The sequence below is a fragment of the Brevundimonas sp. DS20 genome, from assembly GCF_001310255.1.
Classification (GTDB): domain Bacteria; phylum Pseudomonadota; class Alphaproteobacteria; order Caulobacterales; family Caulobacteraceae; genus Brevundimonas; species Brevundimonas aurantiaca.
This window is the reverse complement of the sequence record NZ_CP012897.1, coordinates 148891-173990: the sequence shown is the minus strand read 5'-3', so window position 1 is coordinate 173990 and position 25100 is coordinate 148891. Positions and strand designations below refer to the sequence as shown.

The 25100-nt window shown below is 68.9% G+C and carries 24 protein-coding genes and 1 other RNA gene; 15 read left to right on the top strand and 10 right to left on the bottom strand.

Translation table 11 applies throughout. The features are described 5' to 3' along the window. Positions 1-41: 41 nt before the first annotated feature. The 3 genes from JL11_RS00835 (at position 42) to JL11_RS00825 (ending at position 3834) form a co-directional block, all read left to right on the top strand. Positions 42-1013, top strand: coding sequence for an alpha/beta fold hydrolase (locus JL11_RS00835; protein ID WP_054764015.1), 972 nt, complete (start codon positions 42-44; stop codon positions 1011-1013). Then, positions 1010-1657 (top strand): class I SAM-dependent methyltransferase, encoded by a 648-nt coding sequence (locus tag JL11_RS00830; protein WP_197273332.1) that lies wholly within the window; start codon positions 1010-1012, stop codon positions 1655-1657. The genes JL11_RS00835 and JL11_RS00830 overlap by 4 nt, the downstream gene beginning before the upstream one ends. 83 nt (positions 1658-1740) lie before the next feature. Further along, positions 1741-3834: a transglycosylase domain-containing protein gene (locus JL11_RS00825; RefSeq protein WP_054764014.1), complete on the top strand. Its 2094-nt coding sequence runs from the start codon at positions 1741-1743 to the stop codon at positions 3832-3834. Positions 3835-3963: 129 nt separating this feature from the next. On the opposite strand, the gene JL11_RS00820 is transcribed toward JL11_RS00825, so the two are convergent. Together JL11_RS00820 and JL11_RS00815 are read right to left on the bottom strand one after the other, a co-directional pair. Further along, positions 3964-4692 (bottom strand): M48 family metallopeptidase, encoded by a 729-nt coding sequence (locus JL11_RS00820; protein ID WP_054764013.1) that lies wholly within the window; start codon positions 4690-4692, stop codon positions 3964-3966. Beyond that, positions 4658-5938 (bottom strand): polyhydroxyalkanoate depolymerase, encoded by a 1281-nt coding sequence (locus tag JL11_RS00815; protein ID WP_054766734.1) that lies wholly within the window; start codon positions 5936-5938, stop codon positions 4658-4660. Before JL11_RS00815 ends, JL11_RS00820 begins: the two co-directional genes overlap by 35 nt. A 212-nt stretch (positions 5939-6150) precedes the next feature. On the opposite strand from JL11_RS00815, the gene JL11_RS00810 reads away from it, so the two are divergent. Together JL11_RS00810 and JL11_RS00805 are read left to right on the top strand one after the other, a co-directional pair. Then, the gene (locus tag JL11_RS00810; RefSeq protein WP_054764012.1) at positions 6151-6489 is read left to right on the top strand and encodes a hypothetical protein; all 339 of its coding nucleotides are present in this window, start codon (positions 6151-6153) and stop codon (positions 6487-6489) included. Between the two features lie 116 nt (positions 6490-6605). Continuing rightward, entirely contained in the window at positions 6606-7829 is a 1224-nt protein-coding gene (locus tag JL11_RS00805; protein ID WP_054764011.1) for a hypothetical protein, read from the top strand. A gap of 4 nt (positions 7830-7833) precedes the next feature. On the opposite strand, the gene cysQ is transcribed toward JL11_RS00805, so the two are convergent. Continuing rightward, positions 7834-8676 carry a 3'(2'),5'-bisphosphate nucleotidase CysQ gene (gene cysQ / locus JL11_RS00800; RefSeq protein ID WP_054764010.1) on the bottom strand — a complete coding sequence of 281 codons (843 nt, stop codon included), beginning with the start codon at positions 8674-8676 and terminating at the stop codon, positions 7834-7836. A 108-nt stretch (positions 8677-8784) separates the two neighbouring features. Between cysQ and chpT the strand changes: the two genes are divergently transcribed. The 3 genes from chpT to JL11_RS00785 all read left to right on the top strand — a co-directional run bounded on the left by chpT (position 8785) and on the right by JL11_RS00785 (position 10747). Further along, positions 8785-9462: a histidine phosphotransferase ChpT gene (gene chpT / locus JL11_RS00795; RefSeq protein WP_054764009.1), complete on the top strand. Its 678-nt coding sequence runs from the start codon at positions 8785-8787 to the stop codon at positions 9460-9462. A gap of 95 nt (positions 9463-9557) precedes the next feature. Beyond that, on the top strand, positions 9558-9935 hold the full coding sequence (locus JL11_RS00790) for a response regulator (RefSeq protein ID WP_054764008.1): 378 nt from the start codon (positions 9558-9560) through the stop codon (positions 9933-9935). Next, positions 9932-10747: a CheR family methyltransferase gene (locus tag JL11_RS00785; protein ID WP_054764007.1), complete on the top strand. Its 816-nt coding sequence runs from the start codon at positions 9932-9934 to the stop codon at positions 10745-10747. Before JL11_RS00790 ends, JL11_RS00785 begins: the two co-directional genes overlap by 4 nt. A gap of 35 nt (positions 10748-10782) precedes the next feature. Here the strand turns inward: JL11_RS00785 and cckA are convergent, their stop codons facing one another. The 4 genes from cckA to fliQ form a co-directional block, all read right to left on the bottom strand. Continuing rightward, positions 10783-12828 (bottom strand): cell cycle histidine kinase CckA, encoded by a 2046-nt coding sequence (gene cckA, locus JL11_RS00780; RefSeq protein ID WP_054764006.1) that lies wholly within the window; start codon positions 12826-12828, stop codon positions 10783-10785. A gap of 63 nt (positions 12829-12891) precedes the next feature. Further along, the gene (flhB, locus tag JL11_RS00775) at positions 12892-13968 is read right to left on the bottom strand and encodes a flagellar biosynthesis protein FlhB (protein ID WP_054764005.1); all 1077 of its coding nucleotides are present in this window, start codon (positions 13966-13968) and stop codon (positions 12892-12894) included. Further along, positions 13961-14743, bottom strand: a complete 783-nt coding sequence (gene fliR / locus JL11_RS00770) for a flagellar biosynthetic protein FliR (RefSeq protein WP_054764004.1) — start codon at positions 14741-14743, stop codon at positions 13961-13963. Before fliR ends, flhB begins: the two co-directional genes overlap by 8 nt. A 30-nt stretch (positions 14744-14773) precedes the next feature. After that, positions 14774-15037 carry a flagellar biosynthesis protein FliQ gene (fliQ, locus tag JL11_RS00765; protein ID WP_054764003.1) on the bottom strand — a complete coding sequence of 88 codons (264 nt, stop codon included), beginning with the start codon at positions 15035-15037 and terminating at the stop codon, positions 14774-14776. Between the two features lie 152 nt (positions 15038-15189). Between fliQ and dinD the strand changes: the two genes are divergently transcribed. The 3 genes from dinD (at position 15190) to JL11_RS00750 (ending at position 18065) form a co-directional block, all read left to right on the top strand. Next, a complete protein-coding gene (gene dinD / locus JL11_RS00760; RefSeq protein WP_054764002.1) occupies positions 15190-16032 on the top strand; it encodes a DNA damage-inducible protein D in 843 nt (280 codons plus the stop codon). Positions 16033-16261: 229 nt separating this feature from the next. After that, on the top strand, positions 16262-16861 hold the full coding sequence (folE, locus tag JL11_RS00755) for a GTP cyclohydrolase I FolE (protein WP_054764001.1): 600 nt from the start codon (positions 16262-16264) through the stop codon (positions 16859-16861). 46 nt (positions 16862-16907) lie between these two features. After that, positions 16908-18065, top strand: coding sequence for an acyltransferase family protein (locus tag JL11_RS00750; RefSeq protein WP_054764000.1), 1158 nt, complete (start codon positions 16908-16910; stop codon positions 18063-18065). Between the two features lie 8 nt (positions 18066-18073). Here the strand turns inward: JL11_RS00750 and JL11_RS00745 are convergent, their stop codons facing one another. Then, positions 18074-19918, bottom strand: a complete 1845-nt coding sequence (locus tag JL11_RS00745; RefSeq protein WP_054763999.1) for a DNA polymerase III subunit gamma/tau — start codon at positions 19916-19918, stop codon at positions 18074-18076. Between the two features lie 309 nt (positions 19919-20227). Further along, positions 20228-20323, bottom strand: an RNA gene (gene ffs, locus JL11_RS17080) — signal recognition particle sRNA small type. A gap of 47 nt (positions 20324-20370) precedes the next feature. Between ffs and nudC the strand changes: the two genes are divergently transcribed. Beyond that, the gene (gene nudC, locus JL11_RS00740; protein ID WP_054763998.1) at positions 20371-21291 is read left to right on the top strand and encodes an NAD(+) diphosphatase; all 921 of its coding nucleotides are present in this window, start codon (positions 20371-20373) and stop codon (positions 21289-21291) included. Between the two features lie 48 nt (positions 21292-21339). On the opposite strand, the gene JL11_RS00735 is transcribed toward nudC, so the two are convergent. Beyond that, positions 21340-22077 carry a 3-deoxy-manno-octulosonate cytidylyltransferase gene (locus tag JL11_RS00735; protein WP_082382548.1) on the bottom strand — a complete coding sequence of 246 codons (738 nt, stop codon included), beginning with the start codon at positions 22075-22077 and terminating at the stop codon, positions 21340-21342. A gap of 156 nt (positions 22078-22233) precedes the next feature. On the opposite strand from JL11_RS00735, the gene JL11_RS00730 reads away from it, so the two are divergent. The 3 genes from JL11_RS00730 to JL11_RS00720 all read left to right on the top strand — a co-directional run bounded on the left by JL11_RS00730 (position 22234) and on the right by JL11_RS00720 (position 25099). Beyond that, on the top strand, positions 22234-22953 hold the full coding sequence (locus tag JL11_RS00730; protein WP_054763996.1) for a c-type cytochrome: 720 nt from the start codon (positions 22234-22236) through the stop codon (positions 22951-22953). Positions 22954-23167: 214 nt separating this feature from the next. Then, positions 23168-24388 (top strand): acyltransferase family protein, encoded by a 1221-nt coding sequence (locus tag JL11_RS00725; RefSeq protein WP_054763995.1) that lies wholly within the window; start codon positions 23168-23170, stop codon positions 24386-24388. A gap of 60 nt (positions 24389-24448) precedes the next feature. Next, a complete protein-coding gene (locus JL11_RS00720; RefSeq protein WP_054763994.1) occupies positions 24449-25099 on the top strand; it encodes a hypothetical protein in 651 nt (216 codons plus the stop codon). The last annotated feature ends 1 nt before the right edge of the window (position 25100 follow it).

The window sequence follows — 25100 nt, the reverse complement described above, 5'->3', positions numbered from 1 at the left end:
GTAAAGACGTCATAAGGGTGGCTTCACAGGGGAGTTTCGCCATGTTTCGCGCCTTGAGTTTCGCTGCGGCCCTCTTCGCCGCCACCACGGTTCAGGCCCAGGCCGAGGCCCAGAACAGGCACGGGACCCATTCCGAGCACGGCTCGGCGCACGGTCACCACCATGCGGACTTCGCCTCCGACCGCATCCACGTCCGCATCGACGGCGACATGGACGGGCGCGACATCATCCTGATCCCCGGCCTCAGCTCTTCGCCGGAAATCTGGCAGGGGACGGTGGATCATCTGACGGCCCAGGACGGGGTCGGCTGGCGCGTTCACCGCATCCATGTCCAGGGCTTCGCCGGCGCCCCGGCCGAAGGCAACGCCCAGACCGGGGGCGCCCCGACCCCCGTCGCCGCACCGGTCGCCGACGAAATCGCCCGCTATATCCGCGAGAACAATCTGCCCAAGCCCGCCGTCGTCGGCCATTCGATGGGCGGAACCATCGGCCTGATGCTGGCCGCGCGCCATCCCGACAGCGTCGGCCGTCTGATGGTGGTCGACATGATCCCCTTCATGGGCGCCATGTTCGGCCCGCCCGGAACCACGGCCGACAGCGTCAAACCAGTGGCGGACCAAATCTGGGCCGCCCAGGCGAACAGCCCGCGCGAGGCCTATGTCGCCCAGGCGACCGCCTCCATCAACGGCATGATCAATACCGAAAGCCGCCGCGAAGAGGCGCTGGAAGACATGCGGACCAGCGATCAGAAGGTCTCGGCCGCCGCCTTCCGCGAACTGGTGGCGACCGATCTGCGGCCCGAACTGGCGAAGATCACCGCCCCGACCGAGGTGCTGTACGTCAAGTTCAACGACCCGCGCATGACGCCCCAGATCACCGACGCCGTCTACCAGATGTCTTACGCCGGCCTGCCGGGCGTGACCCTGAAGCGGATCGACGACAGCGCCCACTTCATCATGTTCGACCAGCCCCAGGCCTTCTACGGCGAACTGGACGCCTTCCTGGCGCGATGAGCCATCCGGCGGCGGACCGAGTGGTCGGTCTCTATCAGGATGGCGCCGAGGGCTGGATCGCCGACCGCGGCCCGTCCCTCTATGCGGGACCGAACGGTCCGAACGAACCCGAATGGCTGGACCGGTTCGTCGCCGGCCTGCCGCCCGGCGCATCCATTCTCGACGTCGGATGCGGCTCGGGCTGGCCGATGGGCGCGGCCCTGCTGGAGCGGGGGTTCAGGGTCGTGGGGCGGGATTCCTCGCCGGCCCTGATCGCCCATGCGCGCGAGACCCTGCCGACCGGCGTCTGGGAGATCGCCGACATGCGGAATCCGCCGCCTGTCGGGATGTTCGACGGCGTCCTGGCCTGGCACAGCCTGTTTCACCTGACGCCCGAGGCTCAGATGCGCGTCCTGCCCGGCCTGGCGAACCAGGTGGGGCCCGGCGGGCGGCTGATGTTCACCAGCGGTCCCGCCCATGGCGAGACCATCGGCGAATGGCGCGGCGAACCCCTGTATCACGGCAGTCTGGACCCCGCCGCCTATCGCGCCCTGCTGGTGGGGGGCGGGGCTGTCGGTGGAGGGCGACGGGGCCGAGACCGGCGTCTGGCTGGCTCGCCGCGCCATTCTTTCGGCGAAATAGCCGCTCACGCTGGCGTGAAGTGAGCGGAGCCGTTTCGGCGGCGGTTCATACGCGGTACACGTCGGTATGAGCTAATCCGCCTGAGTGCGGCATCTGAAGGAAAGTCATGGCGGGTCCAGGGTTCGGGGGCGGACAGCAGGGGGGCGACAAGCCGGCCCGCACGCCGTTGCAGAAGGCGCTCTACTGGGGCGCCGTGCTGGCGGTCTGGGGGCTGATCTTCCTGGTGGTCTTCTTCGCGGTGTTTGCGCGCGGCCTGCCCGACACCTCGACCCTGTATAATGTCGATCGTCAGCCCTCGATCACCTATCTGGACCGCAACGGCGCCCTGATCGCGACGCGCGGCACCCAGATGGCGCCGCCTGCGGATCTGGACGCCCTGCCCGACTATGTGCCGGCCGCCTTCATCGCCATCGAGGACCGGCGCTTCTATCACCACCCCGGCTTCGACCCCATCGGCATGATGCGGGCCATGGCCACCAATATGCGCGCCGGCCGGGTGGTCCAGGGCGGCTCCACCCTGACCCAGCAGCTGGCCAAGAACCTGTTCCTGACGCCGGACCAGAACCTGCGCCGCAAGGTGCAGGAACTGATGCTGGCGGTCTGGCTGGAGATGAAATTCTCCAAGAAGGAGATCCTGGCCCTCTATCTGAACCGGGTCTATTTCGGCGCCGGCGCCTATGGGATCGAGGCGGCGTCGCAACGCTATTTCGACAAGTCGGCCAAGGATCTGACGGTCGGCGAGGCCGCGCTTCTGGCCGGCCTGCTGAAGGCGCCCTCGCGCTATTCGCCGGTGTCAGAGAGCGAGCGGGCCGCCAACCGCGCCACCGTCGTGCTGAACGAGATGGAGGAGGCCGGGGTCATCACCGCCGCCCAGCGCGAACAGGCCGTGACCCAGCCCATCATCGTGTCGCGCACCCTGGCCACCCAGCACGCCCAGTATTTCATCGACTGGCTGGACCAGTCGATCCGGGGTCTGGTCGGCGAACCGACCGAGGATCTGGTGGTCGAAACCACCCTGGACCTGACCCTGCAGACGGCGGCCGAACGCTCTGTGCGCCGCATTCTGGACCGCGACGAGGGCAAGGGGGTGCAGCAGGCGGCCCTGGTGGCCCTGGACGGCGACGGCCGGGTGCGGGCCATGATCGGCGGCGGCTCCTATGCCGACAGCCAGTTCAACCGCGCCGTCGAGGCGCGGCGTCAGGCGGGTTCGGCCTTCAAACCCTTCGTCTATCTGGCGGCGGTCGAGGCCGGCTATACGCCCCAGACCCCGGTGGTCGATCAGCCGGTCACCATCGGCAACTGGTCGCCGAAGAACTATTCCAACACCTTCGCCGGCCCCATGCCCCTGTCTCAGGCGGTGGCCCAATCGATCAATACTGTGGCGGCCTCCGTCGCCGACCAGATCGGCCGCGACAGCGTCGCCCGCGCCGCGCGGCGCCTGGGCATCGAAAGCCGGATCGGTCTGGAGCCGGCCATGGCTCTGGGCGCCGTCGAGGTCTCGCCGCTGGAGATGGCCACCGCCTATGACGCCTTCGCCAACGGCGGCCGCCGGGTCGAGGCCTACGGCATCAGCCGCATCCGCACGCCCCAGGGCCGCGTCATCTATCAGCGCGCAAGCGGCCAGAGCGGTCAGGCCATCAACAATCCGCCCCTCTATTACATGAACCAGATGCTGCGCGGGGTCATGACCTCGGGCACCGGGCGCAGCGCGGCCATCGCCGGGCGCGACCTGGCGGGCAAGACCGGCACCACCTCCGACTATAAGGACGCCTGGTTCGTCGGCTACACCGGCGGCTTCGTCACCGCCGTCTGGGTGGGCAAGGACGACAACACCGCCATGCGCGGCGTGACCGGCGGCTCCTCGCCCGCCGCCATCTGGAAGGGCTTCATGGAGGCGGCCCTGCCGCGCCTGAATGCGCCCCGCATCCCCGACGGCCCCGCCATGCCCGAGGGCTGGGTCGCGCCGGACCCGATCGGCGACCTGATGTCGGGCAGTGGCGAGGACGGTCTGCCGATCCAGCCGACCGACCCGGCGGCCGAAGGCGACCCCTATGCCGAACCGCCGGAGGCCGCCGCGCCGTCGGACCCGAAACAGCCGCTGGACCGGCCCAAGGCCCAGCCGGCGCCGCGCGATCCGCCAGACCAGCAGCCGGAAGGCCGCCAACCGGCCGAAAACCGCAGCGATCCGCTGTTCTTCTGATCCCTCCCCCTCCGTCGGCTGCGCCGACACCTCCCCCAGAGGGGGAGGATCGCAGTCATCACCGTTCGCATTCCTCCCCCGCTGGGGGAGGGGGACCGCCGCGCCTCTTTGCGCGGTGGTGGAGGGGGCCTACCGCCCCACCGCATGAAGCGCCGCGCCATGGTCCTTCAGCCATTTGCGCCAGGGCCGGTGATCCCCCACCAGCCGCTCGACCACCGACCAGTAGGCCGGGCTGTGGTCGGCGTGGACCAGGTGGGCGACCTCGTGGGCGGCGAGGTAGTCGATGACCGGGGGCGGGGCCATGATGACCCGCCAGGAATAGCGGATGGTGCGGTTGTGCGGGCTGCATGAGCCCCAGCGCGAGCGGGTGTCGGCGATCGACACCTGGACCGGCTTCTGACCCAGGGTCCGCAGATGGTGTTCGGTGCGTTCGACCAGGGTGGCGCGCGCCTCGCGCTTCAGCAGATTCTCGACCCGGCGGGCATAGGCCTCGCCCTCGCCGCCCGAGCGGATGACGGTTCCCTCCTCGACCAGCCGCGCCGCGCCGGCGCCGGGCGTCGCCTCCAGCCGCACGGGCCGGCCGCGCAGGGCGATGACCTGGCCCGGCTGCAACGGCCGGCTCCGGGGGCGCACGGCCAGGCGTTCGGCGATCCAGACGCTTTTCGAACGGGCGAAGGCCACGGCCTGGACCAGGCCGCGCTCGGTCGGGGCGATCACCACCGCCTCGCCGGCCCGGGCGTCGATCCGCACCGACAGCCGCCGCGCGCGCGGATTGACCGACAGTCTCAGCGTCGGACCCGAACCGGGTTCGGGCCGGTCTTCGTCAAGCGGCAGCCGCTGACCGTTGCGATACGCCAAGTCGGGCCTCGTTCCGGGCGATGAAGTCGCGAACGCGGGGATAGATCTCCTCGCGGAAACGACGACCGTTGAAGACCCCGTAATGGCCCACGCCGGGCTGGACGTACAGCACCCTCTGATCCTCGGGGATGTTCGGGCACAGGCCGTGCGCCGCCTGGGTCTGGCCGACGCCGGAAATGTCGTCCTTCTCCCCCTCGACCGTCATCAGGCCGATGTCGGCGATCTTGCTCAGATCGACCCTGCGGCCGCGATGCTCCAAGAGGCCGCGCGCCAGCAGATGCTGCTGGAAGACGATGTCGATGGTCTGGAGGTAGAACTCCTCGGTCAGGTCCAGGACCGACAGATATTCGTCGTAGAATTCCTCGTGCTTCTCCACCCCGTCGCCGTCGCCGGCGATCAGGCTGGTGAAATAGTCCCAGTGGGCGTCGCGGTGACGCTCCTGGTTCATCGACATGAAGCTGTAGAGCTGGACGAAGCCCGGATAGACCCGCCGTCCGAACCCCGGATAGGGCAGGGGCACGGTGTGGATCATGTTCGACTTGAACCAGGTGAAGGGCTTCTCCTCCGCCAGCTGGTTGGTCACGGTCGGCGACAGGCGGGCGTCGATGGGCGAACCCATGAAGGTCATCGAGGCGGGGCGGTTCTCGTCGCCGTCCTCGGCCATGATCGCACAGGCCGCCATGACGGGCGGGCCGGGCTGGCAGACCCCGACGACGTGGGGCCGGCCGCCGATCTCGGCCAGCATCCGCCGGACATGGTCGATATAGTCGAAGAAGTCGAACCGCCCCTCCAGCACCGGAACCTGGCGGGCGTTGATCCAGTCGGTCACATAGACGTCGTGGTCCTGAAGGAAGGCCTCGACCGTGCCGCGCAGCAGGGTGGCGTAATGGCCGGACAGGGGGGCGACGATCAGGACGGCGGGACCGGACGCGGGTTTTTTGGCGCGCTTCAGATCGCCGATGTTGCGGGCGAAGCGGACCAGGCGGCACCAGGGGCTCTGCCAGATGACCTGTTCGACCGTTCGGACCGGCTTGCCGCCGATCTCGAGTGTCTCCAGCCGCCAGTCGGGCTTGCCGTAGCGGCGGGTGACGCTCTCGAACAGTTCGGCCGAGGCGTAGGCGGTGCGGGCCAGGGCCGTGTCCGCCGCCGGATTCAACGGCGAGCTCCAGAACCGGCGCGCCATCTGGGCGCCGAAGCGCCAGGGCAGGGCCGACTGATAGGCGAGTTCATGAAGGGCGTAGAGCATGACCATCCGTTGGGCCGCGCCGCGACCGGCGTCGGCGGGCCTCTTGCTGCACGGCAGCATACAGGGTTTCGCCCTTCGCGTCAGTTAATCGCAAAGGGGTGTGAATGGGGCGCAGTTCGACCTTCTCGCCGCCGCATGAACATGATCTGATAGGGCCGACGTTCGGGGCCGTCCCTTCGGAACCGTCTATCGGAAAGGTCTTGGAGCATTCGATGTGGGTCTCGCTGACCATCGCCGGCCTCATGCTGCAACAGGCCCCCGCCGCGGGTCTGGTGTCCTATGAGGAATCGGTGCGTTGCGCCGGCCTGACCCAGGCGGCGTCCGAGCTGGAGGGCGGAGAAAGCGCCGAGGGCCGCAGCCTCTATGACGCGGCCCTGTTCTGGTCCCTGGCGGCCATGCAGGCGGCGACGGCGGCCGGCAAGCCCGCCCGCGCGGCCGAGGCGGATCAGACCCGCGCCCGTATCGAGGCGGTGCGCCAGCTCAGCGCCGACGCCCCCGCCGCCCGCGCCGCCCTGCAACGGTGCCGGCGCAAGACGCCGAACCTGAACTGACGCCGCAATGTCGGCTTGGGGCGGGGCTGAACGTTCGTGGCGGCGCTGCGTTTGCAGGAGACCGACGGCAAGGGGCGTCCTTCGTCCCGATCCGGGATTTTAAGGCGTTCAACCCTATGTTCGAGTTCGGTCGTGATCTTCGCAAACTCTTCGCCCAGGCTCGTGAGAGCGAGGATCTGGGCTGGGTCGAACTGATCGGGGTCGATCTCCTGGCCGCCGAGGCCCGGCGCGAGGCCACCGACGCGGGCCGCGTCTCCTGCGCCCGCCCCTTCGACACCGAATTCCGCGCCGCCGCCCTGTGGCGCGAGCACGCCCGCCGCAGCGGGGCGGCCGACAGCCTGACCCGCGCCGACCGTTGCGCCGACAGTCTGGTCCGCAACGCCCAGGGCGACGACCAGGCCGCCCGCGCCGCCGGCGCCAAGGCGCAAGGGTTGATGCTGCGCTTCGACCTGTGCGGCGATCCGGCTCATCTGGACCGCGCCCTGGCCCTTGTGGCGGGGGCGGGGCGTCCGCGCCGATCCAAGACCGCCGCCGACCTGGCGGCGACCCACGCCCGGCTGAAGGCCCGCAAGGCCCGCCTGTCCGGCGATGCGAAGGCGCTGATGGACGCCGCCGCCCTGATGGATGCGGCCCAGCACGACCTGTCCGGCGAGGATGTGGACCTTCGTCTGGATCAGGCCGCCTTCGCGCTCGAGGCCGGGGTGATTCAGCGCGACCCCCGCCTGCTGGACCACGCCGGGCGCGACCTGGGCATATTGGTCGAAGGCGCCTCGCCCGATCACCGTCCCCTGACCCGGGCCCGCGCCCTGGCCATGTGCGGCGCCGGCCTGTCCGCCCTGGCGACCCTGGCCGACCACGCCGAGGCCCAGGACCAGGGCCGCTCCATGTTTGAAGCCGCCGCCGACCAGTTCACCCCCGATCACAGCCCTCTGGACTGGGCGGCGATCCAGGTTCTGCGCTCCGGCGGCGACGCCCTGCCGCTGATGGTGCTGAACCAGGCCGAAGTCCTGACCCAGGGCCAGGGGCTGATCATCGGCGCCCTGGTCCGCGAGCGCCGGCTGGCGCGCGAGATCGCCCTGGTCGAAGCCATGGAAGACCGCGCCGGCCTGGACGTGCTGGAGGATCGGCTGCGCCGTCGTCTGGCCGCCGCCGCCCCGCTCGATTGGGCGGCCGACCAGATCAGCCTGGCCGGTGTGGCCCTGGCGCGTCGGCGCCTTGGCGGCCCAGAACCGCGCCGCCTGAACCTGATCCTGAACGAGGCCGTCCTGACGGCCCGCGAAATGGGCGTCCCCGCCCTGGCCGAACGCGCGGGCCTGCTGCTGTTGCAGTCGGGCCTTTGAAGCCTCAGCCGCCCATCGCGACGAAGGGGCCGTTCAGGAAGCGGGGCTTGCCGTAGGACAGAGGCTGGCCGTCGTCGGCCAGGACGCGCCCTCCGGCGGCCTCCAGCACGGCCTGACCGGCTGCGGTGTCCCATTCCGAGGTCGGACCCGAGCGCGGATAGGCGTCGAACCGGCCCTCGGCGATCAGGCAGAACTTCAGCGAGGAGTCCGTGCCCTGCCAGCGGGTGCAGCCGTGCCGGGCGGCGAGACGCGCCGCCTCCTCATCGGTGACGCTGTGGCTCAACAGGGCCATCCCCTCGGCCGGCCGGTCGCGCACCTTGATCGGCCGCCATTCGGCGCCGGAATGGGCCTCGCCCTCCTGCTGTTCGCCGAACTGACGGCGAAAGGCGCCCTGGCCCGACGCATCGGTGCGCCAGGTGGTCGCCGTCGCGGGCGCCGTGACCACCCCCGCCACCGGACGGCCGGCGTGGATCAGGGCGATGTTGACGGTGAAGGCTTCGCCGCCGCGCACGAACCCCTTGGTGCCGTCCAGCGGATCGATCAGCCAGAACCAGTCCTCGGCTTGGTCCGGGGCGCCGCTTTCGGCGACGGCCTCTTCCGCCACCGTCTGGACGCCGGGATAGAGGGCGGCCAGCCGTTCCAGGATCAGGGCCTCGGCGGCGCGGTCGGCCTGGGTCACGGGGCTGTCGTCGGACTTGGTCTCGACGGCGGTGTCGCTGCGCCAATAGGGCAGGATCAGGCGGGCGGCGTCTTCGGCGATCTCGGCGATCGCCAGGGCCAGGGCGCCGGAGGCCAGATCGCGCGAAAGGGTCTTGTCGGGTGTCGCGGGGGAGGGGGAGGTCGTCATTGCGGGCTCGATAGACCATTGAGCCGGTTCCATGAACCGGCAAATCACGTCAGCTTCTCTTGCGCCTCCTGACTGTGACCTGAACGCCGACGAGAGTATGCAGGCTCAATGATCCCGACCGACGCCGAAAACGCCGCCCCGCCCGCCCTGGACCTGCCGTTCGAGGGGACGGAGCTGGCGACCTATGTGGCCGCCAAACTGTGCCACGACTTCATCAGCCCCTCGGGCGCGATCGTCTCGGGCCTGGATCTGATGAAGGACCCTTCGGCCCAGGACATGCGCGACGACGCCCTGGCCCTCATCGAACAGAGCGCCAACAAGATGGTGGCCCTGGTCCATTTCGCGCGGGTGGCCTTCGGCGCGGCGACCAGCAGCGAGCGGTTCACCGCGCGCGAGCTGCGCGATCTGGTGGTCGGCATGACGGCGGGCGGTCGCGCCTCTCTGGACTGGCGGATCGAGGAGCAGGAGTTCTCCAAGCCCCAGGCGCGGGCTCTCACCAACCTGGCCTATCTGACGGTCGGGGCTCTGCCCCTGGGCGGCAATGCGGTGATCCAGTCGCGGGTCGCACAGGGCGCCCTCTTCCTTGAAGGGTTCGCCGAGGGCGCCCGGGCCCGGCTGAAGCCCGAGGCCGTCGTCGGCCTGACCGGCCGGCGCCTGACCGAGGGTCTGGCGGGCCAATGGATTCAGCCCTATTGGCTGTGGCTGACGGTCAAGGAGGCGGGCGGAACCCTGCGAGTGGCGGTGCAGGAAGAGCGGATCGCCCTGGTCGCACGGATGCCCCTTTAGGTCGCCCGACAGGCGTTTCCCAACGACTCGTTAACTGGCGATCTGCCATATTAAGCGACGCACATCGGCCGATCGTCTCCGCCTGGGAGCCCGCCTTGAACTTCAAAACCTGCCTGATCGTCGACGACAGCCGCATCATCCGCAAGGTGGCGCGTCGGATCGTCGAAGGCTTCGGCTATGAGGTGGATGAGGCGGCGGACGGGGCCGAGGCCCTGTCCTACTGCACCGGCGTCACGCCCGACATGATCCTGGTCGATTGGAACATGCCGGTGATGGACGGGCTGACCTTTCTGCGGCGTCTGCGCGCCCTGCCCGAGGGCGGACGGCCCAAGGTGCTGTTCTGCACCATCGAAACCCGGCCCGAACGCATCGCGGAGGCTCTTGCGGCCGGCGCCGATGACTATGTGATGAAGCCGTTCGACGGCGAGATCCTTCAATCCAAGCTGACGGAGGTCGGCGCGATCGCGGCATGACTCCCGAGGACTTCGACAAGCTCCAGGGACTCTTGGCCACCCGCGCCGGCTACAGGCTGACGCGGGATCGCATGAATTTGGCCGAGCATCGGCTGGGGCCGATCGCGCGGCGCGAAGGCTACGCCAATGTCGAGGCCCTGCTGGCCAATCTGTGGGCCCATCCGGTCGCCTCCCTGGGCTGGGCGGTGATCGAGTCCCTGCTGAACCCCGAGACCTGGTTCCGCCGCGACCGCGCCCCCTTCGACGTCCTGGAACAGGAGCTTCTGCCCGCCCTGGCCAAGGCGCGGCCCGGCGGGCGGGTCAGCCTCTGGTCGGCGGGCTGCTCCACCGGGCAGGAGGCCTGGTCCATCGCCATGGCGGCCAAGGCGTCCGGCGCTGCGGCCGAGATCGTCGCCACCGACCTGTCGCAGCGTGCGATCGATAAGGCCCGCGCGGGCCTCTACACCGGTTTCGAGATTCAGCGCGGCCTGAACGCGCGGGCCATGCTGCGCTGGTTCGAACCGGACGAGGAGAACTGGCGGGTGCGTCCCGAACTGGCGGAGATCGTCCGGTTCGGCCGGGCCAATCTGCTGGACGAGCCGACGGACGAGATGCGGTTCGACGTCATCTTCTGCCGCAACGTCCTGACCCATATGGAGCCGTCGCGCCGCGCCCGGCTGCTGGACGGGCTGGAGCGCCGCCTGGTCGACGACGGCTGTCTGTTCCTGGGCCTGGATGAGCGGCTGGAAGGCGAGACGGTCGCCTTCCGCCCCGTCAGCGGCCGTCAGGGTCTCTATGTGAAGACCCCCGCCGCCGTCCGCCGCGCCGCCTGATCGGATCGCCTGAACTGATTCCGAGCCGATAAGGCTCAGCCCGCGTGCAGCTCCTGCTTGACCCGCTCCGCCAGGGTCTTGATGTCCAGCGGCTTGGGCAGGAAGGAGACCCCCGCCTCGTCCTGCAACAGGTCCGAAAAATCGCTCTCGGCATAGCCCGAGATGAACATGACCGGGGCGTCGCCCAGATATTTGCGCGCCTTCTTCAGCAGGGACGGGCCGTCCAGGCCGGGCATGATGACGTCGGAGATCATCATGTCGATCTGTCCGGCGTGCTCCTCGGCCAGCATCAGGGCCTCCTCGCCGTCGGCGGCCTCGATGACCTCATAGCCGCGCTGGCGCAGCAGGCGGGCGGCGATGCCGCGCACCGCGTCCTCGTCCTCGACGAACAGGATGCGCCCGGCGCCCGACAGGTCGCGCGGCGCCTTGACCTTGACCTCGACCGGCTGGACCTCGGCCAGTTCCGCCTCGCCCGCGGCGGGCAGGAAGATGCGGAAGGCGGCGCCCATGCTCATGCCGTGGGGGCCTTCGATATTGCTGACCGAGATATGGCCCCCGGCCTGCTGGGCGATGCCGTAGACGGTGGCCAGGCCCATGCCGGTGCCCTCGTTCACCGCCTTGGTGGTGAAGAAGGGCTCGAAGATCTTGTCCACCAGTTCGGGCGGCACGCCGGGGCCGGTGTCGGACACCTCGATCAGGGCCACCTCGTCGGTCGGGGCGGCGGCCCAGCCCATTTCGCGCGCCTGCTGGGCGGTCAGGCGGCGGGTGGTGATGGTCACGACGGCGTCGCCGGGTTCGACCACGCCGCGCATGGCGTCGCGGGCGTTGACCGCCAGGTTCATCACCGCCGTCTCCAGCTGGCTCTTGTCGGCCAGAACGATCGGCAGGTCCCGACCGTAGTCGGTCTCCAGCCGCACGTCCTCGCGCAGCAGCCGGCGCAGCAGTATGGCGAACTCGCCCACCAGCTCGCCCAGGTCCAGCCGTTCGCGCCGCACCGTCGACTTGCGCGAAAAGGCCAGCAGCTTCCTCACCAGGTCCGCCGCCCGGATGGCCGTCTGGCGGATCTCGTTCAGCCCCTCATAGGAGGGATCGCCGACCGGGTGCCGTTCCAGCAGGCCCGACAGCTGCAGCTGGATGGCCGTCAGCAGATTGTTGAAGTCGTGCGCCACCCCGCCCGCCAGCTGGCCCACGGCCTGCATCTTCTGGGCCTGGCTGAGCTGCAGCTCCATCGACTTCTGGGCCGAGACGTCGAACAGCCAGATGCGTTGGCGCTCGCCCTCGGGCGCCACATACAGATGCAGCATCTTGTCGGGATAGGCCCGCGCCACCAGTTCGATCGGGCCGGACGACCCGGCCGCCAGCTTGGCCCGCGCCTCGACCACGCCCGTCGGATCGAACAGATGGCCGAAGGCGGCGTCGCGCGCGGCGTTGGGTCCGGTCAGGATCGCCAGGGCCGCATTGGCCTCTTCCGCCCGGCCGGCGAACAGGTCCGAACCCGCGATGACGGCCGAGCCGAACGGGGCGCCGGCGGCCATGGCGCGGGCCTCGCCGTTCGTCCCCTGGGCCTGGGCCGGAACGGCGGCCAGCGGCAGGACCGCCTCGGGCGCGGCCCGCATCAGAAACCGGTCGGGGCCGGCCCGGCCGATCACCACCTCGAACTCGCGCGCCCCGATCTGGACGATGGCGTGGCCCGGCTCGCCCCGCCGCGCCTGGGCGAAGGCCATATAGAGGGCCTGGGCCGACTTGCCGCGGGGCAGGGCGGTGGTGGCGCCGTTGGCCTCGGCCCAGGCGCCGTTGAAGGCCAGGACCTGGCCCGTCTCCCACACCAGGGCGGCCGGCTCGGCCATGGCGTCCAGCAGTTCAACCGCCACGTCGCTGGACGGCTGGACCGTCTCGGCCCGGCGGAAACCGAACAGGGCGATCAGGGCGATCAGCCCCACGGTGACGATCAGGATCAGGCCCGGGGCCGAGGTCGGATTGGCCCGAAAGGCCGGATAGGCCAGGGCGGCGACCGTCGCCACCGCCCCGAAAGCCATCACGGCCGAGAGCAGGTCGAACGGAAGACGGCGTTTGGGCGTCATGCGGCCTCGCGAATCAGTAGGCTGATCATACGCTGAAATCGGGCGGCAAGCCTTACGGCGGCGTTACCGACGTTTTCGCGATTGGAAGACGAAGCCGATGATCTTGGCGGCGGCCTCGAAATGCTCCTTCGGGATCACCTCGTCCACCTCGACCGTGGCGTAGAGCGCGCGCGCCAGAGGCACGTTCTCGACGATGGGCACGTCGTGTTCCTTGGCCACCTCGCGGATGCGCAGGGCCAGGGCGTCCACCCCCTTGGCGACGCAGACCGGCGCCCCGTCCCCCTGATCCGGCTCATAGCGCAGGGCCACCGAATAGTGGGTCGGGTTGGTCACGATCACCGTGGCCTTGGGCACATTGGCCATCATCCGCTGGCGGCTGCGCTGCATGCGGATCTGCTTCAGCTTGGCCTTGACGTGCGGGTCGCCCTCGGTCTGCTTATAGTCTTCCTTCAGCTCTTCCTTGGTCATCCGCATCCGTTTGGCGAAGCGCATCTTCTGCCAGATGAAGTCGGCGCCGGCGGTGGCTCCCAACAGGATGATGGCCGCCACGAACAGGGCCAGGGCCATGTCCCGCGCCAGGGGCAACAGGGCCAGGGGGCTCACCGTCACGAGGTTCTCGAACTCGCGCGTGTGGGGCTTCAGCACCATCCAGCACACCACGCATACGGCGATCAGCTTGATCAGGGTCTTGACGAACTGCATCAGGCCGTCAGGCCCGAAGATGCGTTTGAACCCCGACAGGGGGTTCACCGCCGACCACTGCGGCTTCAGCTTCTCGCCGGTGAAGATCAGGCCGGACTGGGCCAGATGCCCGCCCGCCCCGCCGATGATGGTGGCCAGCATGACGGCCCCCAGAAACGGGGTCATGGCCCACAGGGCGCGGGCCAACACTTGCGTCCCCGCTCCGGAATCCAGCATGCCCAGCATCTGGTGCGGGGCGGCGATGAAGGGCAGGAGCTGTTCGGCCATGGACCCGGCGAACCAGCCCCCGGCCCCCAGGATCACCGAGGCCGCCCCGGCGAGCGCCAGCACCTGACCCACGTCCTGGGACTTGGCGACGTCGCCCTTCTTGCGGGCCTCCTCAAGTTTTCGGGGTGTCGCCTCTTCGGTTTTCGACTCGGGATCGGCGCCTTCAGCCACCGGCGCCTCCCATCACCCCGGCCGCGAACAGCTCGCCCAGGCGTCGATAGCGGTCGATGAAGACGGTCCCCAGCGCCCCCAGGCTGAGGGCGAAGATCGAAAGACCCAGGATCACGCTCAGGGGCGCGGCGGCGAAATAGACCTGGAACGACGGCATGACCCGCGCCACCAGGCCCGAGGCCAGGTTGAAGATCAGGGCGAAGACCAGAACCGGCGCCGACAGCTGCACCCCCAACAGGAAGCTGTCCCCCACGGTCCGCACCGCCATGGCGGTGAAGTCGTTCATCATCAGCGGCTGGGCCGGGGCGATCAGCTTGTAGGAGCCGACCATGCCGGCGATGAACAGATGGTGGGTATCGGTGGCGAAGATCAGCGTCACCCCGAACAGCATCAGAAATGAGGCGATGGTCGATCCCGGCTGGGCTTGAAGCGGATTGGCCGTCTGGGCGAAGCTGAGGGTGGTCTGCAGGGAGACGATTTCGCCCGCCGTGGTCAGGGCCGTCATCAACAGCCGCAGCAAAAGGCCGATCATCAGCCCGGTCACGACCTCGCGGATGATCCAGCCCACCATGCCGCCCAGGCCGTCGGGCAGACCGGGCAGGTCGGCCCGCACCACGGGCCACAGCACCAGGCTGATCAGCAGGGCCAGGGACAGGCGGATGCGCGGCGGCACATAGGCCTCGCCGAAGCCGGGCATGACCATCAGGATCGCCCCGATCCGGGCGAAGATCAGCCCGCCGGCCCAGACTTGGTCGGCGGTGGCCCAGCTGTCCATCAGACGCCCCGCGTCTCGGACCCGCCCACCCTACATGCCCGCGATGCGGGCGGCGATCTGGCGCATGAAGCCGCCCAACAGGGCGCCCATCAGCGGCAGGAACAGCAGCAGGGAGACGAAGATGGCGATGATCTTGGGCGCATAGATCAGGGTCTGTTCCTGAATCTGCGTCAGGGCCTGAAACAGACCGATCACCACGCCCACCACCAGGCCCACGATCAGCACCGGCAGGCACAGCTGGATCGTCAGCCAGATGGCGTCACGCCCCACATCCAGAACTTCCGCGCCGTTCATCGGCCGAGACTCCCGCAAAACACTGGGCAGAAAATGCCGGGAGGATGGTTAACGGGGAGATAACGGTGGCGGATCTCCTGAACCCCAGCCTCTCTTGTCTGTTCTATCATGGGTTGCGATATTGGGGCGCGCTGTCATCGAGGAGGGGCGATATGAAGAGGGAGGTGATCGCTCATCTGACCGAGACCTTCGAAGGTCACGCACAACAGACGGACGCGGGCGTGGACTATTGGCTTGGGCGAGACGTTCAACATCTGCTCGGATACGCCGAGTGGCGGAATTTCCAGAACGTCCTGTCAAAGGCCAAGACGGCCTGTGAGCTCTCGGGACACGAGATCGGGCACCATTTTGTTGACGTCAACAAAATGGTCGACCTGGGGTCGGGCGGGCGACGCCAGATCGATGACGTGATGCTCACACGGTTCGCATGTTATCTGGTGGCTCAGAACGGCGATTCTGCGAAACCTGAGATCGCTTTTGCGCAAAGCTACTTCGCCATTCAAACTCGTCGAGCCGAGTTGGTGGAACAGCGCATGCTCGAAGTGGAGCGTTTGCTTGCTCGCCGCAAGTTGACGCAGACGGAGAAAGAGCTGTCCGGAATTATCTATGAACAAACCGGCGAGAACCAGAACTTCGCTCTAATCCGTAGCAAGGGCGACGGCGCGTTGTTCGGCCGATCAACGCAGGCGATGAAGGCGACATGGAAGGTGCCGGACAGCCGTCCCCTCGCGGATTTTGCGCCCACCATCATCTTGAAGGCCAAGGATTTCGCGACAGAAATCACCATCTTCAACGCCCGCGCCCACACCATGAGAACGGAAGGCGCCATTTCTTCCGAACATGTCACCAACAACAAGGCAGTCCGAAAAACCCTTTTGGACCGCGGCATTCGGCCGGAAGCCCTGCCTGCTGCGGAAGACATAAAGAAGGTTGAGCGCAGAGTGGCGTCGCACGATCGCAAGTCGCTCCAGAATCCAGATCGAATCGACGAGTAGATGGACGGCTGTTCCTGACCTTCTGCGGAAGGCGCTCCTATGGACCAGATGCGGCGCGCAACTTGGATACATCGGACAGATCGGACACATTTTTTCGCGCCCGCCGCCGATTTCCGGACACATCGGACACATCGGACACTGTTTTTCCCGGTCCGGCGTCTGACCGCGTCGCCGCAGCGTAAGGGGTAGGATTTTTGCTTTTCGTGTTCGGCTCGCTATAGGCCCTGTCATGACCGACGTCCCCCCCAAGACCGCCCGCGCCTCCCGTCTGACCCAGGCCGACGCCGAGGCGGCGGTGCGCACCCTGATCGAATGGGCGGGGGACGATCCCGACCGCGAGGGTCTCCTGGAGACCCCGGCGCGGGTGGCGCGCAGCTATCGCGAGCTGTTCTCGGGCTATGAGACCGACCCGTTGTCCTATCTGAAGAAGACCTTCGAGGAGACGGGCGGCTATGATCAGCTGGTGGTGCTGAAGGACATCCGCTTCGTCAGCTTCTGCGAACACCATATGCTGCCGGTCGTGGGCCGGGCCCATGTGGCCTATCTGCCGACCGACCGGGTGGTGGGCATCTCCAAACTGGCGCGGGTGGTGCGCGGCTTCGCCCGGCGCCTGCAGATCCAGGAGAAGATGACCGCCGAGATCGCCGAGGCCATCAATACGGTGCTGAAGCCGCACGGCGTCGGGGTGGTGATCGAGGCCGAGCACAGCTGCATGACCCTGCGCGGGGTCAATGCGCCGGGCGCCAGCCTGTCGACAAGCCATCTGATCGGCGTGGTCCGCGACGATCCGCGCACCCGCGAAGAGTTCCTGAGGCTGGTCCGGGGCTGAACCCGGCCCGTCTCTTGCGGGGGAGGGGGCCAAGGAGGCCTTCCCCGTGCCCTGGACCCTGATTTCGACCCGGAATGAAACAACCCCGATCGCTCGGGGCGGCTGGCTGGACGCCCTGCGTTTCATTGTGGCCTTCCTGATCATTCTGCACCACTTCCAGGCGGCCGGCCCGGTCCCGCTGGCTGAGGCGGTTCATCCGGTGTTCGAACGCGGCGGCTTCCTGCTGACCAACTTCTTCCTGATCGATTCCGGCTATGTGCTGATGCGGGTCTATGGGGCGGCGGTCGGCCAGGGGCGGATGTCGCACGGCGACTTCGTCCTGAAGCGGGTGTTGCGGGTCGTCCCGGCCCATCTGATCATGGGCCTGTCTCTGGTCGCCCTGGTGCTGCTCAGCGCCTCGGTCGGGATCGCGCCCCGCAATCCCGAATGGTTCCGCTGGGACCAGCTGCCGGCCCAACTGCTGCTGGTCCAGTCTTACGGGGTGCACGGCGGCCTGGGCTGGAATGCGCCGACCTGGTCGATCTCGGCCCTGATCGGCTGCTATCTGTGCTTCCCCTGGATCCTGCGCGGCCTGACGCGGCTGGGGCCGTGGAGCGCCCTGGCCCTGGGGATCGGCGGCTATCTGGTCGCCAACCAGCTGTGCTGGAGCCTTCTGGCCTATCCCGTCTATCAGATGCCGATGGGCTACGGCTTCATCCGGGCCCTGCCCCTGTTCGTCCTGGGCATGAGCCTGGCCTGGTTCGCCCAGTCGGTGTGGATCCATCCGCGCTTCGCCGGCTGGGTCGGGGTCGCCGCCTTCTGCGGCCTGGTCGCGGCCCAGGCCTTCGGCAAGACCGCCCTGGTCTCGCTGGCGATGATCTCGCTGATCATCCTGGCCGCCGGCGCCGTGCCCGTGCGCCGCCCGTCCAGGCTGGTGGAGACCGCGGCCCTGGTCTCCTTCTCCATGTTCATCTCCAACGAGGTGGTTCGCATCGCCTGGTTCGGCGTGGTCAATGCGGCGAACACGCGCTTCGCCCTGTCCGAGCCGGTCCAGTGGGTTCTGTGGGGCTGCGGCGTCCTGGCGGCCGTGGCCTTCGCCTTCGCCTTCCACTTCGCCGTCGACGACCGGATCCAGTCGCGCGTCCGCGCCTGGCTGAAGCGCCGCCGCGGCGGACGCCGGTCCGCCCCGGTCGAGGCCGGGCCGGTCATCTCCCTGGAAGGCTGAACCCTCGCTCAGTCCTCGTCGTCGTCCTCGGCGGCGTCGGGGATTTCGGGCGTGACCACCGTCGGGGCGATGGTCTTGATCTCGCCCAGCTGGGCGCCGGGGAAGGCCAGCAGCACGGCCTTGATGAAGGGATCGGCCTCGATCTTCTGGCGCTCGGCGGCCCGTTCCTTCCTCTGGCGTTCGATCAGGGTGTCGCCGCCGCCCTGGCCGTTGGCGGCGATCAGCCAGGTGCGGCCGGTCCATTCCTTCAGCCGGCCGGCCAGCCGCCGGGCCAGTTCGACCGGCGCGCCCTCAACGCTCTCATAGACGATGGCGCCGGGCTTGAACGAGACGGGTTTGACGAACCGCTCCACGTCCATCTGCAGGCCGACTTCGCGCTTCTCGCCGATCAGGGCCACGACCTGTTCGAAGGTCTGGGGATCGGGCAGGGCGGGGGCCATGACCGGCCGCGCGGCCAGCTGGGCCGAGGTCCCGCCCCCGCCGCCGGAGCCGCCGCCACGCGGGGCCGATCCGCCCCCGAAGGGCTCGCCCGACTGAAGCCGCTTTAACGCCTCCTCCGGTCCCGGCAGGTCGGCGGCGTAGGCCAGGCGGACGATGGCCATCTCGACCGCATCGGCGGGATTGGGCGCGCGCCGCACCTCGTCCAGGGCCTTCAGCAGCATCTGCCAGGTGCGCGACAGGGTGGCGGCCGGGATGGCGGCGCCCAGGGCGGCCAGTTTCTGCGCCTGGTCATTGGGCAGTCGGGTCGCGTTCGGCCCCAGCATCTTGGCCACCGAGGCGGCGTGGCAGTGTTCCAAGAGGTCGTTGGTCACCTGCACCGGGTCGGCGCCGTAGCCGTAAAGGGTGCGGAAGTTTTCCAGGGCTTCGGGCGTGCGGCCGGCCATGACGCTTTCGAACAGGGCGATGGTCTGGCTGCGGTCGGCCAACCCCAGCATGTCGCGCACTGTCTCGGTCTTGACCACCTGTCCCCGTTCGGCCTGAACCAGGGCCTGGTCCAGCAGGGACAGGCCGTCGCGCACCGAACCCTCGGCTGCGCGCGAGATCAGGGCCAGGGCGTCCTGCTCGATCTTCATCCCCTCCCGCTCGGCGATCCGGCCCAGGTGATCGACCAGAATCTCGGGCTCGACCCGGCGCAGGTCGAAGCGCTGACAGCGGCTCAGGATGGTCACCGGCACCTTGCGGATCTCGGTGGTGGCGAAGATGAATTTGGCGTGGGGCGGCGGCTCCTCCAGCGTCTTCAGCAGGGCGTTGAAGGCCTGCGTCGACAGCATATGGACCTCGTCCAGCACATAGACCTTGTAGCGGGCCTCGACCGGCGCATACCGCACGCTCTCCAGGATGTCGCGGATGTCGTTGACCCCGGTGTGGGAGGCGGCGTCCATCTCCATCACGTCCATATGCTGGCCGGCCATGATGGCGGCGTCGTGCCGGCCGTGGGCGGTCAGGGTCAGGGACGGACGGTCGATCGTCTCCGTCTCATTGTTCAGGGCGCGGGCCAAGAGACGGGCGGTGGTCGTCTTGCCGACGCCCCGCACCCCGGTCAGCATGAAGGCGTGGGCGATCCGCCCGGTGGCGAAGGCGTTGGTGAGCGTCCTCACCATCGCCTCCTGACCGATCAGATCCTCGAAGGTGCGCGGCCGGTATTTGCGCGCCAGCACCTGATAGGCGGCGCCGTCGTCGGCCTGATCCTCGCTGACGGCGGCGACAGGCGGCGGCGCGGCCGGCGCAGGCGCAGGGACGGGCCCGGCCGCCGGGGCGGGGGCGCCGAACATGTCGTCGGTGTTCTCGTCGCGCTCGACGACGTCGTCCTCTTCCCAGGGCGGGCCGTCGAGATTCGGGTCGTTGTCGCTCATGGGCGAAGTCTTACAGCGGGTGAGCGGCGGGGCGAAGGGCTTCCTTCGGACCTTCCCCCGCTTGCGGGGGAAGTGTCAGGTCGTGGCGCGCCGCGACACGCCTGACGATGGGGGAAGTCATGTTTCTTGAGAGAAAACTTCCCTCTCCGACCCTGGTCCGCTCTGCGGACGCCGGGCCACCTCTCCCGCAAGCGGGAGAGGGACGCGAACACACGCGCTCAAGCCGCGAGCGACCGCGTCGCAAGCGTTAGCGCACCAAACGCGCTCAAGCAGCGAGCCGCCGCGCGGCGAGTGTTAGCGCACAAACAAAGGAAGTAGAGACCGCGACCCGAAGGGGAATTCGTTGTGGCTGCTGCCTTCCGGCCCTGACCAGGTTGGCGAAGCCTTCGCCCGCGATCTCCGAGGGGAGATATGACGGGTGCGGCGGACGGAATCAAGGGTTACAAGGCCGCATGGCTCATCAGAACGTCTTCTCCGGCAATCCGCTCGACCGCGCGGGCGATCTTCGCAACGACCCCGACTGGCTGGCGGAGCAAGAGGCCAATCCCGAGGCCCTGTGCATGGTGCTGTGGGAAGGGCGGCCCCTGGTCGAGGAGACGGCGGAGGGGCCGCGCCTGGCCTGGCTGTCGCCGAAACACGCCCGCGACATGGTTCCGGATCGCGACGTCTTTCTCGGGCTCTGGAAGGAAGCGCCGGTCTTTGCGGTCGAGTTCGAAGGTTCGCTCGATCCGGCCGAGGGGCCGGTTCGGGGGCTGGGCGCCTTTCACGAGATGCGCGCCGCCGCGGCCATTCTTCCGGCCCAGGACGCGGCCATGGCGGGCGGGGCCAAGAGCCTGTTCGACTGGCGCCGCAAACACGGTTTCTGCGCCAATTGCGGCACGCTGAGCGAGACGGCCTCGGGCGGGTGGAAGCGGCGCTGCCCGGCCTGCGGGACCGAGCATTTTCCGCGCGTCGATCCGGTCACCATCATGCTGCCGGTCTACAAGGGCGGGGCCGAGCCGGTCTGTCTGCTGGGCCGCCAGGCGGCCTGGCCGGCGGGGCGGATGTCGGCCCTGGCGGGCTTCCTGGAGCCCGGCGAGTCGATCGAGGAGGCCTGCGCCCGCGAGGTCAAGGAAGAGGCGGGCCTGACGGTGATCGACGCCGTCTATCACTCCAGCCAGCCCTGGCCCTTCCCGTCACAGCTGATGATCGGCCTGATCGCCGAGGTCTCGGACGACCAGGCCCGGCCGGATCAGACCGAGCTGGAGAGCGTGGCCTGGCTGACGCGGGCCGAGGCGAGGGCGGTTCTGGCCGGCGCCCACCCAACCATTCAGGCGCCGCCGCCCTTCGCCATCGCCCACAGCCTGATCAAGGCCTGGGCGGAGGCGGGGTAGGGAACGCTTCTCCCTCCCCCGAGGGGAGGGAGAGACGTTCGTCGGCGTTCAGACCAGCGCCCGCGCCGCCTCCAGGTCGGCGGGATTGTCGACCGACAGGGGCGCTTCGTCGATCACGGCGGCCCAGATCTGCATCCCCATCTCCAGGGCCCGCAGCTGTTCCAGCTTCTCGCGCTTCTCCAGCGGCGACTGGGGCGCGGCGCAGAAGCGGTTCAGGGCCGCGCGGCGATAGCCGTAGACGCCGATGTGACGCCAGATCGGCGCATCGCCATACAGGGTCGAACGGGTGAAATAGAGGGCGCGGCCCTGACGCTCGGTCTCGCCCCATTCGTTGCTTTTCAGGGCCAGGACCGCCTTGACCACATCGGGATTGGCCCGGTCCGACGGATCGGCCTCTGCGGCGACCAGGGTGGCGATGTCGCAGGCCGGCTCGCCGTGCAGCACGGCCGCGCAGGCGGTCGCCAGGCCCGGATCGGCGAAGGGCATGTCGCCCTGGACGTTGATCACGGCGTCGAAATCGCCCTCGGGGTCTATGGCGTCCACGGCGGCCCGGATGCGGTCAGAGCCGGACGGCAGGTCGGGGTCGGTCAGGATCGCCCGGCCGCCCGCCGCCTCGACCACGGCCACGATCTCGGGATCGCCGGCGGCGACCACGACGGGCAGGCCCGAGGCGGCGGCCTGTTCATAGGCCCGCACGATCATCGGCCGGCCGCCGATGTCGGCCAGGGGCTTGTTCGGCAGGCGGGTGGCGGCCATGCGAGCCGGTATCATTATCAGAGGATTCATGGGTCTGGCGGGGCCTGTCCTGGTCGAGCGGCGCCGTCGCGTTCGTCGCGCCGGTTGCGAACCCTGCGCTACCGTGCAAGACGTGATCCGGCAAGGAAGGCTTCTCTGCGCAAGACGGGGAAGTTGGGAAACCTAGGGACGGGCGAGACGACGCGCATGAGCGGCGATCTAAAGTGGAACAAGATTTTCGGCGCGGCTCTGGGGACGGCCTTCGTCATCCTGGTCGTTCAACAGGCGTCGGGCCTGATCTATCATTCCGAACCGCCGGAAAAGATGGGCTATTTCGTCGATGCGCCGGATGAGGTCGCCGGCGCCGAACAGGCCGAGCTGCCGCCGGACTGGGGCACGGTCCTGCCGACCGCCGACCTGGCCGCCGGCGAGGCCGCCTTCGCCCGTTGCCAGGCCTGCCATAACGCGACGCAGGGCGGGGCGGACGGCATCGGCCCGAATCTGTACGGGGTGGTGGGCGGCCCGGTCATGCACCGCGCCGGCTTCGCCTATTCGGACGCCATGGCCAAGCACAAGGCCGAGGCGCCGACCTGGGGCTATGACCAGCTGAACAGCTTCATCACCGCCCCCGCCCGCTATGTGCCCGGCACCAAGATGTCCTTCGCCGGCATCCGCGACACCCAGACCCGGATCAATCTGATCGCCTGGCTGCGCAGCCAGGGCTCGAGCGGCTTCGCCATCCCCGCGCCCGATCCGGCCCGCCAGCCTGGCGCCGCCGCCCCCGCCGAGGGTGAAGCCGCCCCCGCCGAGGGCGCCCCCGCCACCGAGGCGACGGGCGAGGCCCCCGCCGTCGGCGAACCGGCGACCACCCAGGCGACCCCGGCCGCGCCGCCCGCCGCCACCAGCCCGGCGCCGCCGAACAGCTGATCGCGCGCCCGACGGGCCGCCCTCATCGATCTTCGCCCGGCGTCTTAGGATCCCGGGCGTTTTTCGTTTCTAACGAAGCGGTCGACCTTAAGGGCGCCGGTCGGGCGGTCGCCCCGAACGCCCAGTCGAAACGCCACGAGGTGGCCTTTGGCGAACAAGTTTGAAAAACAAACAAGTCTGTGCAATATGTCTCTCGAACAGGGAGACGAGGATCATGGCCGCAGACGACATCAAGACGGGCGAGCGCCTTCACGGCCTGGACGCCCTACGGGGCGCCGCCCTGCTCCTGGGTTTGGTGCTCCACGGCGCCATGGCCTTCTTTCCGACGCCGATCTGGGTGGTGGCCGACGATCAGCGGTCGGTCTGGGCCAGCGGCCTTTTCTTCGCCATTCACCTGTTTCGGATGGCGACCTTCTTTCTGATTGCGGGTCTGTTCGCCCATATGATGCTGGCGCGGCGGGGGCTGGTGCGGTTCGGGATCAACCGGCTGGCGCGGATTGCGGGACCGCTGGCGGTCTTCTGGGGGCCGTCGCTGGCGGCCATTGTCGCGGTCCTGATCTGGAATGCGGGCCTACATGGCCTGACGGCGGCCGATGCGCCGCCGCCTCCGACCTATGACTGGACCAATCTGCCGTTGACCCATCTGTGGTTCCTGTGGGTCCTGCTGATCTTCTATGTCGGCCTGATCTTCGTGCGGGCGCCGTTCGCGGCCCTGGACCGGCAGGGCGGCTGGGGGCGGGCGGTGGTGGATCGCGCGACGGCGTTGCTGGTTCAGCCGGGCGGCGCCGTCGTCCTGGGCGCGCCCCTGGCCCTGGCCCTGTGGCTGCATCCGAACTGGGTCGCCTTCTTCGGCGTGCCGACGCCCGACGCGGGCCTGATCCCCAACACCCCGGCCCTGGTCGGGTTCGGACTGGCCTTCGGCCTGGGCGCCCTGCTGGACCGGCGCCGCGACCTGCTCGAGCGGATCGCGGCGCGGTGGCCGCTTCATCTCGGCCTCGCCCTGGCGGCAGGCGCGACGGCCCTGGCTCTGGCGGGCGGTCCCAATCCCAGGTTGGAGCCTATCACCGATCCGGCGATCAAGGCGGCGACGGCGGGCGCCTTCGGGGTCGCCGTCTACGCCTCCAGCCTGGCGGCGGTCGCCGTGGCCGTTCGGTTCTGCTCGGGCCACAGCGCGGTGCGGCGCTATCTCGCCGATGCGGCCTATTGGATCTACATTGTCCATCTGCCGCTGGTGATGGTCGGTCAGGTGCTGGTGCAGGACTGGAGCCTAGCCTGGCCGGTCAAACTGGCCTTGATCGCCGGCGGAGCGCTGGCGGCGTCGATCGCCGGCTATGAGCTGCTGATCCGCCACAGCTTCATGGGGCGCTGGCTGAACGGCCGCCGGGTTCCGTGGCGGCGTCGCCCGGCCGCCTCAGCCCCGTCGCCCGCCGAATAGCTTGCCAACCCCCGTCGCCGCGTCCATCCGAAGGACGCGCAAGCCGCAGAGGAATCATCGATGAACGACACGTCCCGCAGCTCGCCCGAGGCCGACCTGGCCTTCCTTCGATCGATCGTCCAGGGCGGGGGCGATCCGAGAGCCACACTGACCATGGGCGTCCTCTATTTGGCCGGCGGCCTGCTGTACGGGCTGCAGTGCCTGTTTCACCTCGGACAGGCGGCGGGGGTGATCCGCTGGCCCGGGCCGATCAGCCTGGCCTTCGTCACAGGCGTGACCGTCGCCTTCCTGCTGGTGATGGCCTGGGCCATCCGGGAGGACCGCAAGCGGCCCAAGGCCAGCCCCGTCGTCACCCGCACCCTGAACGCCGCCTTCAGCGGGGCGGGCATGGCCAATCTGGCCATCGTCATCGTCTTCGGCTTCGGCTCGGCGCGAGACCAGGACTTCGCCGTCTGGCTCTATTATCCGGCGATGATCTTCGCGCTCCAGTCGGCCGCCTGGTATGTGGCCTGGACGCTGAAGAAGAAGGGCTGGATGCTGGCGGCGTCGATCGGGGGATGGGCGACGGCGGTGGCCCTGGGGCTGTTGGTCCGCGAGCCCCTGGCCTATCTGCTCGTCGCGACGGCGGCTCTGTTCCTGCTGTTCGCCGGGCCGGGCTGGATCATCACCCGCGAAGCCTTGAAGGCCCGCCCCGCTGCGGACGCCGTCTGAC